Source organism: Streptomyces sp. NPDC048192 (assembly GCF_043202415.1).
In the GTDB taxonomy this organism is placed as follows: domain Bacteria; phylum Actinomycetota; class Actinomycetes; order Streptomycetales; family Streptomycetaceae; genus Streptomyces.
The window spans coordinates 43,493-57,171 of the sequence record NZ_JBIDAL010000026.1; the positions used below are offsets into that span (position 1 = coordinate 43,493).

3 protein-coding genes are annotated in these 13,679 nt (G+C 73.3%); all 3 read right to left on the reverse strand.

What is annotated here, in order from left to right; all coding sequences use genetic code 11:
- Positions 1-126 precede the first annotated feature (126 nt).
- The 3 genes from ACGFZN_RS37470 to ACGFZN_RS37480 are packed head-to-tail and all read right to left on the reverse strand — an operon-like array spanning position 127 to position 13,673.
- A complete protein-coding gene (locus tag ACGFZN_RS37470) occupies positions 127-861 on the reverse strand; it encodes a thioesterase II family protein (RefSeq protein WP_393862947.1) in 735 nt (244 codons plus the stop codon).
- A gap of 57 nt (positions 862-918) precedes the next feature.
- The gene (locus tag ACGFZN_RS37475) at positions 919-5,898 is read right to left on the reverse strand and encodes an amino acid adenylation domain-containing protein (RefSeq protein ID WP_393862948.1); all 4,980 of its coding nucleotides are present in this window, start codon (positions 5,896-5,898) and stop codon (positions 919-921) included.
- A gap of 5 nt (positions 5,899-5,903) precedes the next feature.
- Positions 5,904-13,673, reverse strand: a complete 7,770-nt coding sequence (locus tag ACGFZN_RS37480) for an amino acid adenylation domain-containing protein (protein WP_393862949.1) — start codon at positions 13,671-13,673, stop codon at positions 5,904-5,906.
- Positions 13,674-13,679 lie beyond the last annotated feature (6 nt).

The following is a 13,679-nucleotide window of genomic DNA, read 5'->3' on the forward strand; positions in this document are numbered from 1 at the left end:
GACACGGCCCTCGAATCCGTCTCGACGGCGCCGTGGACGCGGTGGACGCGGCCGCCGGGGGCGCCCGCACACGCCGGAAGGGCGTCCGCCGGGGGGCGGACGCCCTTCCGTGAGCCGCGGGCCGCGCTAGCGGCCGCGTGCGGACTCCGCCTCGATGACGTCCAGGATCTCCCGGCCGTGGTCGACCAGGTACATGTGGTCGCCGGGGAACTCGGCGTAGCTGAAGCCGGCCGTGGTCGCGTCCCGCCACTGCCGCGCCTCCTCCGCGGTGACCAGGCCGTCGTGGTCGCCGCGCAGGGAGCAGATCGGCACCGGCACCGGTTCGTCGGTGCTGGGGACGTAGGCCTCGTGCATCTCGCAGTCGGCCTGCAGCGCGGGGAGGATCAGTTCCCGCATCTCCGGGTGGTCGAGTGCCTCGTGCCGGAAGCCCGCGAACTCCTCCACCCTGGCGAGGAACTCCTCGTCCGGCAGGCCCGCGGCCCGCCGCTCGCGCTGGGTCCACGGCCCCGGAGAGCCGCTGACGATCAGCCGCTCGACGTGCACGCCGCGCCGGCCCAGCAGGTGCACCAGCTCGTAGGCGAGCACCGCGCCGAGGCTGTGTCCGAACAGCACGGTCCGGGTTCCCTCGCCGAGATCGGCGACGATGCCGTCGATCTCGTTCTTGGCCGCCTCGACGACGTTGCGGTACGGCGTGTCCAGGATCCGCCGCTCCCTGCCGGGCAGTTCGACCGAGGTCACGCGCCACCGCCCGGCGGCGAGCTCCCGCCACGGGTGGAAGAACGAAGGACCTGCTCCGGCGAACGGCACGCACAGCAGCGTGGTCTGCTCCCCGTGGTCCGTGGACGTGCCGGGCTGCGTCATCCCGACCACCTCCCGATCATCCTGTCGATGGTTCGCTGAACCGGTTGCGAGCACATGTCACTGCGCCAGCTTCCGGGCGATGACCCGCATGATCTGCCCCGCGGGCTTGGGCATGTGCAGGTCGTGGTGGGTGGCGTCCACGTCGTACTCCTCGATGGACCCCAGCACGTGCGGCCGCCAGTCGGGGCCGTACGACGTCACTCCGTCGACCTTGTCCAGCTTCGCGTTGAAGTACAGCAGGTCACCGCGGTAGACCGGCGACTCGAAGACGCCCATCTTCTGCAGGTTGTTGGCGCCCACCCGCGACATGGTGTCCAGGAAGCTGTCCATGTTGCCGGTGTTCATGAACTTGCCGAAGACCTCCTCGACGTCGGCCCGGTACAGCTCCTTCGTCCGGCCGGCCACTTCCCGGAAGCCGTTGTCCGGGGCGGAGTTGGCCGGCTGCGAGTCCAGGACGGCCAGCAGGCCGACCTCGAGCCCGCGCCGGTCCATCGCCTCGGCGACGGCGTGCGCGATCGGGCCGCCGAAGGACCAGCCGATCAGGTAGTAGGGGCCTTCCGGCTGGACCTTCAGGATCTGGTCGAGGTAGTCGGCGACCATCTCCTCCACCGACTCCGCCAGCGGGTCGGTGCCGTTGGAGCCGCGGGACTGCAGGGCGTAGGCCGCGCGGTCGGGCACGTACGGCGCGAAGGTGAAGAACGCCCAGCCGAGGCCGCCGCCGCCGTGGAAGAACCACACCGGCTCCTTGCCCGTGCCGGGGTCCCGGTTCAGCGGCAGCACCACGTTGAAGGAGTCGGCGTGGTCACCGGGGATGCTGCCGATCAGCAGCAGCGCGGCCAGCTCGGCCACCGTGGGGTACTGGATGATCGTCCTGAGCGGCATGTCGACGCCGAACCGCTTGCGGATGCGGGCGCTGAGCCGGGTGGCGAGCAGGGAGTGCCCGCCGAGGGCGAAGAAGTCGTCGTCGATGCCGACCCGTTCCAGCTTGAGCAGCTCGCTGAAGAAGGAGCACAGCTCCTCCTCGTGGGAGTTGCGCGGCTCACCGCTGCTGACGGTGGTGGCGTGCTCGGCCGGGAGCGCCCCCCGGTCGATCTTGCCGGCCGGGTTCAGCGGCAGCTGCGACAGCGGCACCATCGCGGCCGGGACCATGTAGTCCGGAAGGCGCGCGCCCAGGTACTCGGGCAGTTCGGCCAGCAGCGGGCCGATCGCCTTGGCGAGCGCGGGGGCGTTCGCGCGGGCCTTGCCGGCCACACCGCTGGGCACGAAGCCTCCGCGGACGGCCCGCCGCTCGGGCAGCAGCACCGCGTCGAAGCCGTGCACGGCCTCGCCCGACCAGGTGAGGACCGCGTCCAGACCCCGCTGCCGCGCCCAGGCGGCGACGTCCTCGGGGTCTACCGGCGTGCCGGCGGGGGCGTCCTCGCGGACGACACCGGCGAAGACCGCGGCGGCCGTCTCCTCCACGAGCCGTGCGTTGGGTATGCCGGTGACGCGCACCGGGCCGCCGGCCCGCTGCACGCGGCCGGCCAGGCCGTCCAGGCCGGCCACCTCGGTCCAGGGCACCGCGGGCACCCGGGCCAGGTCGAGGGCGTCGGCCGGCTCCTTGTGCAGGACGACCTCGTAGCGGTGGCGGGTCAGCGCGTTGTGCACCCGCCCCGCCTTCAGCCGGATGTCGGCTCCGGCGCCGCGCTGCGCCGCCCACTCGGCGAACCACTCGGGGGCGACCAGCAGCTCCCGCTCGGCGAGCAGCGCCTGCTCCACCGCCGCCCGGATCTCCTCGTGCGAGGCGTAGGGCTGCGCCGCGCGCTGCTCGGCGGTGGCCAGGATCCGCTGGGTGGCGGCGTTGCGGACGTCGCCGACGACGAGCCGGCCGCCCGGCGCGAGGAGGTCCATGGCCTGGTCCAGCACCCGCTCCAGGTACTCCACGCTCGGGAAGTACTGGACCACCGAGTCGAGGACGACGGTGTCGAACCCGCCCCGCGGCAGGCCGGAGACGTCGTCGGCCGCCTGGACGCTGAGCCGTACCCGGTCCGCGTGCCCGGCCTGCTCGGCCTGGGCCCGCAGCCGGCCGACGGCGGCGGCGGACAGGTCGGTGCCCCAGTACTCGTCGACCTCGCCGACGATCTTCGCGAGGAGCAGGCCGGAGCCGACGCCGATCTCCAGCACCCGGCGCGGTGCGAAGCGCAGCACCCCGGCGACCGCCGCGTCCTGCCACTCCCGCAGCTGTTCCAGCGGGACCGGCTCGCCGGCGTACACCGACTTCCACTGCTGGAAGTCCTCGCCCCACGCCTCCTCGGCGGATTCGGCACAGCTGTCGTCGAAGATCCGGCGCCACTCGTCGACCTGCGCGCCGGTGTCGGCGACGGCGGCGTCCGGGTCGGGCTCCACGTAGGCGACCAGACGCTGGTCGCCCTTCTGGTCCTCGCGCACCACGACCGCGGCCTGCGACACCGACGGATGCCCGGTCAGAACGTGCTCGATCTCGCCGAGTTCGATGCGGAACCCGCGGACCTTGACCTGGGAGTCGGTACGGCCCAGGTACTCGACCTGGCCGTCCTTGTTCCACTTCACCAGGTCCCCGGTGCGGTACATCCGCGCGCCGGCCGGGCCGAACGGGCAGGCCACGAACCGCTCCGAGGTCAGCCCCGTCTGCCCGAGATAGCCGCGCGCCAGGCAGGTGCCGGCCAGGTACAGCTCGCCGGCCACCCCCGGCGCCACCGGGCGCAGCGCCGCGTCCAGGACGTAGACCTGGTTGTTCCAGATCGGTGTACCGATCGGCACCCGGTCCGCGCCGGGCACGTGCTCCCAGCCGGTGACCTCGACGGTGGCCTCGGTGGGGCCGTAGAGGTTGTTCGCGGAGCAGCCCGGCAGCAGTTCCACGAACCGGTTGGCCAGCGCGGCCGGGAACGCCTCGGCGGCGACCTCGATCCAGCGCAGGCTCGTGCAGTCCTGGGCGGACGGCTCGGTGACGAACGCCGACAGCAGCGAGGGCACGAAGAACGCGCCGGTCACCCGCTCCCGCCTGATCAGCTCCGCCAGATAGGCCGGGTCCCGGCGCCCCTCGGCGCTCGCGACGACCACGGAGGCGCCCGTCTGCAGGTTGGAGAACATCTCCGGCACCGACGCGTCGAAGCTCGCCGAGGTGCTGACCAGCATCCGGTCCTCGGCGGTGACGTGGAAGTGCTCCAGGCCCCAGGCGATCCGGTTCATGATCGACCGGTGCGCCACCGGCACGCCCTTCGGGCCGCCGGTGGAACCGGAGGTGAAGATGACGTAGGCGACGTTGTCCGGCGTCAGCGCGCGCTGCGGGTTCGTCTCCGGGTAGGCGGACACGTCCGGCAGCACGCCGTCGAGCAGCAGCAGCGGCTGCGCGCCCGCCAGGACGTGCCGCACCCGGTCCTCGGGCAGCTCGGTGTCCAGCGGCACATACGCCGCACCCGCCTTGACCACGCCGTAGACCGCGACCAGCAGGTCCACCGACCGCGGGATCTTCACCGCGACCAGCTGCTCGGGCCCCGCTCCCTGCTCGATCAGCCAGTGCGCCAGCCGGTTCGCCCGCCGGTTGAACTCCGCGTACGTCAGCGTCTCGCTCTCCGCGATCACCGCCACCGCGTCCGGGGTCCGCGCCACCTGCGCCTCGAACGCGTCCGGCAGCGTGCCCTCGGGCACCGGACGCGCGGTGTCGTTGACCCGCCGCACCAGCCGGTCCCGCTCGTCCTGCTCCAGCACCTCGACGGCGCTCAGCGGCGCCTGCGGGTCGGCGGCCACCTGCTCCAGCACCCGCACGAACCGGCCGGCGATGGCCTCCGCCGTGTCCTGGTCGAACAGCTGGGTGGCGTACATGAGGTCGCCGCGCAGGGCTCCCGAACCGTCGTAGGCGAGGCTGAAGAACAGGTCGGCCAGCGAGGTGTTGGTGAGGTACTGCTCGAACTCCACCTTGAGCCCGGGCAGTTCGAAGTCCGCCTTCTCGAAGCTCTGCCAGGCGAACATCACCTGGAACAGCGGCTGGTAGGAGGTGGAGCGCTCGGGGTTGATCAGCTCGACCAGCGTCTCGAACGGCACGTCCTGGTTCTCGTAGGCCGCCAGCGCCTTGTCCCGCACCTGCGGGAGCAGGTCGGCGAACGACGGGTTGCCGGAGAGGTCCATCCGCAGCACCTGGGTGTTGACGAACAGCCCGACCAGGTCGGCGAGGCCTTCGTCGGTCCGCCCGGCGATCGGGTTGCCGATCGTCACGTCCTCCCCGCCGCTGAGCTTGCCCAGGAGCACCCCGAGCGCGGCCTGCACGACCATCGACATGGTCATGCCGCGCTCGTCGGCCAGCCGCTGCAGTCCGGCCGCCACCCGCGCCGGCACCTCGATGCCGAGCGAGCCGCCCTGCGAGTTCCTGGTCGCGGGCCGCGGACGGTCCAGCGGCAGGCTCAGCGGCTGCGGCACGCCGGCCAGTTCCTTGCGCCAGTACTCGGCCTGTGCCGCGGCCAGCGAGCCCGGGTCCGCCACGTCGCCGAGCAGCTCGCGCTGCCACAGCGCGTAGTCCTTGTACGTCACGGCCAGCGGCTCGTACTCGGGGGCCCGGCCCTCCAGGCGCGCGGTGTAGGCGGTGGTCAGATCCCGCGCCAGCGGGCCGCCCGAGACGCCGTCGGAGGCGATGTGGTGGATGAGGAGGACCAGGACGTGTTCCTCGGGGGCGCAGCGGAACAGACGGACCTTGAACGGGATGTCGGCGGTCAGGTCGAAGCGGTGCGCGATGAACGCGTCGACCGCGGCGTCCAGGCCGTCGGGCGCCACCTCGACCACCGGCACCTCCACCGGCGCCTGGGCGGCCGGCAGGATCCGCTGGTGGGGCTCGTCGTTCTCGTCCAGCACGTAGGTGGTGCGCAGCGTCTCGTGCCGGGCGACCACGTCCTGGACCGCCGCGACGAGGGCGTCCTGGTCCAGCGGCCCCTTCAGCCGGAACGCCGGGGAGATGTTGTAGGTCTCGGCCCCGCCCTCCAGTTGATGCGTGAGCCACATGCGGCGCTGTGCAAACGAAAGCGGAATCACTGGGTCTACTCCTCTACGATCATCCTGCGGAGAGCGGGGCGAAGGGGGACGGCCGATTCCTCCGACCATGCGGCGAGCGCCGCCACCGTCGGCAGGTCGAAGATCTTGCGGATGGGGATCTCCATCCCCAGTTCGGCGCGGGCGCGGGTGATCAGCCGGGTGGCGAGCAGCGAGTGCCCGCCCAGCTCGAAGAAGCCGTCGTCGGCGCCGACCTTCTCCACGCCGAGCACGTCGGCGAACAGGCGGGCCAGCGCCTGCTCGCGCGGGGTGCCGGGCGCCCTGAAGGGCGTGCCGGAGGTGAGGTCGGGAGCGGGCAGGGCCTTGAGATCGAGCTTGCCGTTGGGCGACAGCGGCAGCCGGTCCAGCGACACGTAGGCGGCGGGGACCATGTACTCGGGCAGCCGGTCGGCCAGGTGCTCGCGCAGCGCGTCCGGGTCCGGGACGCTCCGGCCTTCGACGGGCACGAGGTAGGCGGCCAGGTAGGGCGTGGTGTCGCCGGGCTGCTGGGTGACGACGGCGACCTGGGCGATGTGCGGATGGGCCGTCAGGGCGGCCTCGACCTCGGCGGGTTCGACCCGGTACCCGCGGATCTTGACCTGGGTGTCGATGCGGCCCAGGTGCAGCAGCTCGCCCTCGGGGGTGAAGCTGGCCAGGTCGCCGGTGCGGTACATGCGGGAGCCGGGCGGGCCGTAGGGGTCGGGGACGAAGCGGTCCGCGGTCAGGGCGGCCTGGCGGTGGTAGCCGCGTCCGGCGCCGGCCAGGTACAGCTCGCCCGGCGTGCCCGGGGGCAGCAGGGCCAGGCCGGGGCTGAGGATGTAGGCGCGCACGCCGGGGAACGGCCGGCCGATGGGCACGCCGGCCGCGTACGGCTCGTCGGGGTCCAGCAGGAAGCCGGTGGCGTAGAAGGTCTCGCTGGGGCCGTAGCTGTTGATGACGCGGGCCTCGGGCCAGCGGGTGCGCACCCGCTCCGCCAGGACCGGGGTCAGCACCTCCCCGGAGATGTTCAGGGCCGTGGGGCGGATGCGGCCGGCGAGCTGGTCGACGAGTTCGGCGAAGGCCGACGGCACCGAGCAGATGACGTCGACGTCCCAGCTGTCGCGTTCGGCCAGCTCCAGCACGTCGCGCACGATCTCGGCGGTGCCGCCCCGGGTGAGCGCGGCGAACGTCTCGAAGGTGGCGACGTCGAAGCCGAACGAGGCGGCGACGAGGATCCGCAGGCCGGACTCGGCGCCGGCCTGCGCGACCAGGGTGTCCACGGCGTTGACGACGGTGGCCTGGGTGACGCCCACGCCCTTGGGCACGCCGGTGGAGCCGGAGGTGTAGATGACGTAGGCGAGGTTGTCGGGGCCGGCCTTCGGGCGCACCGCCCTCCGGGCGGCGGCCGTGGCGTCCGCGGTCGTGCCCACGAGGTCGACGTCGTCGAGGACGAGGACCGGGATGTCCGTGGCGGGGACCAGGGCGCGGGTGCCGGCGTCGGCCAGGATCAGGTGGGGCCGGGCGGTGGGCAGCACGTGCGGCAGGCGCGCGGCGGCGTAGGCGGGGTCGACCGGGAGGTAGGCGCCGCCCGCCTTGAGCACGCCCAGCAGGGCCACGACCACGTCCACGGTGCGCGGCAGGACGACGCTCACCACGGTCTCCGGGCCCACCCCGTGCCCCGCCAGCTCGTCCGCGAGCCGCTCGGCGCGGGCGTCCAGCTCGGCGTACGTGAGCGACTCGCCCTGGGCGACGACGGCGACCTTGTCCGGGGTCCGGGCCACCTGTGCCTCGACCAGTTCGGTGAGGGTGAGGTGGCGGGCGCGGGCGGCCGCCTCGTCGAACCCGGCCAGCATCCGCTCGCGTTCGCCCGGCTGGAGCGAGTCGATCCGCGCGAGCTTCGGCCCGGGGTCGGCCGCCAGCTGCCGCAGGAAGCGCACCAGGCGGGCCGCGTACGTCTCCACCGTGTCCCGGTCGAAGACGCCCGGCGCGTACTGGATGACGAGCTGGAGGTACGGGTCGGCCGCCGCCGTCAGGCACAGCGCGTAGTGGTTGCCCGCGGACGGGCGCAGCCCGGTGAAGGTGATCCCGTCCGCGGCGTCGCTGGCGGCGCCGAGCCCCTCCCGGTCGACGGGGTACGACTCGAAGACGACCAGCGTGTCGAACAGGGAGCGGACGCCGACGGACTTCTGGATCTCCGCGAGCCCGTAGTAGTGGTGCTCCACCAGGCCGGCCTGCCGGCTCTGCAGCCGCTGCAGGAACGCGGAGACGGTGTCCGCGGGCCCGTACCGCGCCCGCACGGGAACGGTGTTGATGAACATGCCGACCATCGACTCCACGTCCGTCACCGCGGGCGGGCGTCCGGAGACGGTCGCGCCGAACACCACGTCCTGGCGGCCGGTGAGCTGACCGAGCAGCAGCGCCCAGGCTCCCTGGACCAGGGTGTTGACGGTGATGCCCAATGCGGAGGCGCGGCGCACGAGTTCGTGCGCCTCGTCACGCGGCAGGGCGATCTCCACCTGGTCGCGGCTGCCGTCGTCCGCGTTCGCGGAGTCGGGGGCGAGCAGGGCCGGCTCCTCGATCCCTTCGAGTTCGGCCGCCCACGCGCGTGCCGCCTCGTCCTGGTCCTGCCGGGTGAGCCAGGACAGGAAGTCGCCGTAGTCGCGGGTCGGGGGCAGCGCGGCCGGGTCGCCGTCGGAGGCGTACAGCAGCAGCAGGTCCTGCATGAGCAGGGGCGTGGACCAGCCGTCGTAGAGGGCGTGGTGGGCGGTCAGCACGAGTTCGGGCCGGCCGGGGTCGAGGACGGCGAGGGCGAGCCGCATCAGCGGCGGCTCGTCCGCGTCGAAGTAGTCCCTCTGGTCCTGGCTGAGGAACTGCTCGAAGGTCTCGGTGCGTTCCGGCTCCTCCAGCGCGGTCAGGTCGAGGTGCCGCCAGGGCAGGGTCACCGACTCCGGGATCACCTGGACGAGGTCGCCGTCCGCCTGGTCGACGAACGCGGCGCGCAGGGCGGGATGGCGGTCGAGGAGCGCCTGCCCGGCCCGGTGCATGCGCTCGGGGTCGACCTCGCCGGACAGGTGGAACACCAGCTGGATGTGGTACGGGTCGAACGACGCCCCGGCGAGCCTGGCCTGGAAGAGGATCCCGGACTGTGCGGGGGTCGCCGGCCATATCGTGGCCAGCTTGCCGAAGCGGGCCTCCCAGGCGTCGATCTCGGCCTGGCCCACCTTCACCAGGGGCGTGTCGCTCGGCGTCAGCCCGCCCGCGCCGGGCGTGCGCGCGTGGCGGGCCAGGGCGGTCAGCGCCTGCACCCACAGCCCGGCCAGCTCGGTGACCTCCTCGCGGGACAGCACGCCGGTAGGGAAGCCGAAGTAGGCGGTCAGCTCCTCGCCGTCGCCGGTGTCGGTGGCCACGGCGTTGATCTCCAGCGCGGACAGCACCGGCATGTCCGCGTCCGGCGCGGCGATCAGGTCCCGGTGCGCGGTGTCCGGCGCCCAGCCCAGTCCCCGCAGTTCCTCGGGGATGTCGGCGCCGGAGGCCTTGCCGAGGTAGTTGAACCCGATCTGCGGCCGGCGCAGTGCGGCCAGCGCGGGAGCGGTCCTGGTGTTGAGGTGGCGCAGCAGGCCGTATCCCATGCCGTTGTCCGGCACCGCCCGCAGCTGCTCCTTGACGGTCTTGACCGCCGTGCCCACGGACGTGCCCCCGGCGAAGGCGTCGGCCAGGTCGATGCCGGCCACGTCGAGGCGGACCGGGTACATCGCGGTGAACCAGCCGACCGTGCCCGACAGTTCCGCGCCCGGTACCAGGTGCTCCTCCCGGCCGTGGCCTTCGAGGCGGACGAGCGTGGAGGCCCCGGACACGCCGCGGGTCCGGCGCCAGCGGGCCAGCGCCAGGGCGAGGCCGGCCAGCAGGCCGTCGTCGGCACTGCCGCGGAACACCGCGGGCACCGTGGTCAGCAGCGCCTCGGTGACGTCGGAGGGCACCTGGACGCGGACGGTGTCCACGGTGGAGGTGACATCGCGTGCGGGGTCCAGCTCGCGTGCGCCGAGCAGCGGCTCGTCACCGGCCAGGATCTCCTGCCAGACGGGCAGTTCGGCCACTCGTCCGGGGGCGGCCGCTTCCTCGGCCAGGGCGTGCGCCCACCGGCGCAGCGACGTGCCGGTGTCGGCCGGCCGGGGCTCGAGGCCGTCGCGCACCCGCTGCCAGGCGGCGGCCAGGTCCGGTACCAGGATCCGCCAGGAGACCCCGTCGACGACCAGGTGGTGCAGCACGATCAGCAGCCGGCCCGCGTCCGTGTCCGCGGCGGGGGTGAACCACACGAACTGCGCCATCACCCCCGCGTCCGGGTCCAGCCGGTCCGCGGCCGCGTCCAGCTCGGCCTGCACGTCGGCGCCGTCGTAGGCGACCTGCCGCACCAGCGCGGCGGCGTCGACGCTGCCGGCCGGCTGCATCCGCAGGCCCCGCTCGCCCCGGTCCAGCCGGGCGCGCAGCGCGTCGTGGCGGTCCAGCACCGCCTGCAAGGTCGCCACCAGTCCCGCACGGTCGATGCCCGGGGGCAGGGTCAGCATCGCCGACATGCAGAACCGGCCGATGCCCCCGCCCAGGCCGAGCACATGCGCCGCCGTCGGCGGCAGCGGGGCCCAGCCCACACCGCCGCCCGGCAGCTCGGCCAGCGTCACCCGCTCCTCGTCCGCGCGGCCCTCGACCAGCTCCGCGAGCCGGGCCACCGTGCGGTGCTCGAAGATCTCCCGCGTGCTGACCACGACACCTCGGGCCTTGGCTCGGGCCACCACCTGGATGGAGCGGATGCTGTCCCCGCCCGCGGCGAAGAAGTCGTCGTCGACGCCGACCTGACCGGCGCCGAGCACATCGGCGTACACCTCGGCGAGCACCCGCTCCACCGCGCTGCGCGGCGCCCGGTACTCGGCGCCGGTGAACTCCGGCTCGGGCAGCGCGGCCCGGTCCAGCTTCCCGCTCGCCGTCAGCGGCAGCCGGTCCAGGACGACGAGCTGGGCGGGCACCATGTAGTCCGGCAGCCGCTTGGCCGCGAACCGCCGCAGGTCCGCGACGGTCACCCCGGCGTCGATGCCGGCGTCGGCCGTCTGCGCCACATAGCCGACGAGCCGTGTGGTGCCGGTGTGGTCGGCGCGCACGGTGACCACGGCCTGGCCGACCGCGGGGTGCTGGGCGAGGACCGTCTCGATCTCGGTCGGCTCGACGCGGATGCCGTTCACCTTGACCTGGTTGTCGGCGCGTCCGGCGTACTTCAGCCGGCCCTCGGCGTCCCACTGGGCCAGGTCGCCGGTGCGGTACATCCGGGCGCCGGCGGGGCCGAAGGGGCAGGCGACGAAGCGCTCGGCGGTGGCGGCGCCGTTGCGGTGGTAGCCGCGGGCGACCAGGCCGGCCACGTACAGCTCCCCGACGACGCCCTGCGGGACCGGCGTCAGTTCCGGCCCGAGGACGTAGGCCCGCATGTTGGCCAGGGGCGTTCCCACCGGTACGGCACCGGTCCCGGTCCACTGCTCGGGGACGGTGAAGGTGGTGGCGTAGAAGCTCTCGGTCTGTCCGTAGGCGTTGACGACGCGGGTGCCGGGCAGGGTGTCGTGCACCGCGCGGACGAGGTCGGAGGAGAGCGCCTCGCCGGCGAAGACGACGGTCTCCACGTCGAGTTCCAGGCCGGGGCGGCCGTTCGCGGCGATCTGGTCGAGCAGGGCGGAGAACACGGCGGGCACGGCGCTGAGGGTGGTGCCGGTCCAGCTGCCGCGTTCGGCGAGTTCGAGCACGTCGCGGACGATCTCGACGCTCGCTCCGCTGGTCAGCGCGGTGAAGATCTCGAACACGGAGACGTCGAAGTTCACCGAGGTGGCGGCGAGCATCCGGGAGCCGGCCTCGACGTGGGTGCGCCGGCGCAGGTCCCGTACGCCGTTGACCACGCCGGCGTGGGTGAGGGCGACGCCCTTGGGGGTTCCGGTCGACCCGGAGGTGAACATCACGTAGGCCAGGTTGTCCGCCTCGATCGGGGTGTCCCCGGCTTCGCGGGCGGGGCCGTCCAGGCTCAGGTCGTCGAGGTGGAGGACCCGCTGCCGGCACGCCGCCACGACCGCCGCCGTCGCGTAGTCGGTCAGGACCAGTGCCGGGTCGGCCGTGGTGAGCAGGAGGTCGACGCGTGCGGACGGGTGGTCGGGGTCGATCGGCAGGTAGGCGCCGCCCGCCTTGAGCACGGCGAGGAGCGCGACCACCAGCTCCGCCGAGCGCGGCAGCGCCACGGCGACCAGGACGTCCGGGCCGACTCCCCGGTCCCGCAGTACGGCGGCCAGCCGGCCGGCGCGGGCGTCGAGTTCCCGGTACGTCAGCGAGGTCTGCCCGCACACCACGGCCGTCGCGTCCGGTGTCCGCGCCACCTGGGCGGCGACCAGCTCCGGCACGGTCGCCGCCGGCTCCGGCCGCGTCGTCGCGTTCAGCCGGGCCAGCCGGTCCCGCTCCGCCTCGGTGAGCACGTCCACCGTGCCGAGCCGCGCCCCGGGATCGGCGACCGCCTGGCGCAGCACGCGCACATAGCGGTCCACGAGGCTCTCGGCGGTGGAGTGGTCGAACAGGTCGGTCGCGTACTCCAGGCGCCCGTACGCGCGCCCGGACGGGTCCGGGACGATGTTGAAGAACAGGTCGAACTTGGCGGTGTCGGTGCCCGCCGGGACGGGGGTGACGCGCAGTCCCGGCACCTCGATCTCCGACCACGCGAACTGCCAGGCCAGCATGACCTGGAAGAGCGGGTTGTAGGCGGTGGTGCGATCCGGGTTGAGCAGCTCCACCAGGTACTCGAAGGGCATGTCCTGGTTGTCGTAGGCGGCCAGGGCCCGGTCCCGCACCTGGTCCAGCAGGTCGCCGAACGCCGGGTTCCCGGACAGGTCGACGCGCAGCACCCAGGTGTTGGCGAAGAACCCGATCAGGTCCTCGAGCTGTTCGTCGGGGCGCCCCTCGATGGGGCTGCCGATCGTCAGGTCGTTGCCGGCGCCGAGGTGGTGCAGGAGCACGGCGAGCACGGCCTGGGCGACCATCGGGGCCGTGGCGCCGTGGTCCGCGGCCAGCTTCCCGATCCCGGCGACGAGTTCCGGTTCCAGCTGGAAGTCGACGTGGCCTCCGCGGTGGCTGGCCGAGGTCGGCCGCGGCCGGTCCAGCGGCAGCTGTACAGGCTGCGGCACCCCGGCCAGCGCCTCGCGCCAGTAGTCCAGTTGCTCGGCGGCGACGCTGTCCGGGTCGTTCTCGTCGCCGAGCATCCGCCGCTGCCACACCGAGTAGTCCTTGTACTGCACGGGCAGCGGCGTCCACCGGGGTGCGCCGCCCTCGCGGCGGGCCGCGTACGCCGACAGCAGGTCCCGCATGAACGGCGCCATCGACGCGCCGTCCGCGGCGATGTGGTGGAACACGAACACCAGCACGTGTTCCTGCGGGGACAGACGGAAGACGGTGGTGCGCAGGGGGAGGTCCGTGTCCAGCTCGAACCCGGCGCCCACCGCCTCGCGCAGCGCGTCGTCCACCGCGTCGGCGGCCGTGTCGGCCACCCGGAACGGCGGCCGCGCCTCCTCGGGCGGCAGGATGCGCTGCTCCGGGGTGCCGTCGGCGTTCTCCACGAGCAGGGTGCGCAGGCTCTCGTGCCGGGTGACGACATCGGTCACCGCGGCGGCCAGGGCCGTGGTGTCCAGCGGCCCGTCCAGACGCAGCACGAACGGGATGTTGTACGTCGCGGACGGCCCTTCCAGACGGTGGAGGAACCACAGCCGACGCTGAGCGAAGGACAACGGGATCATCGTGCT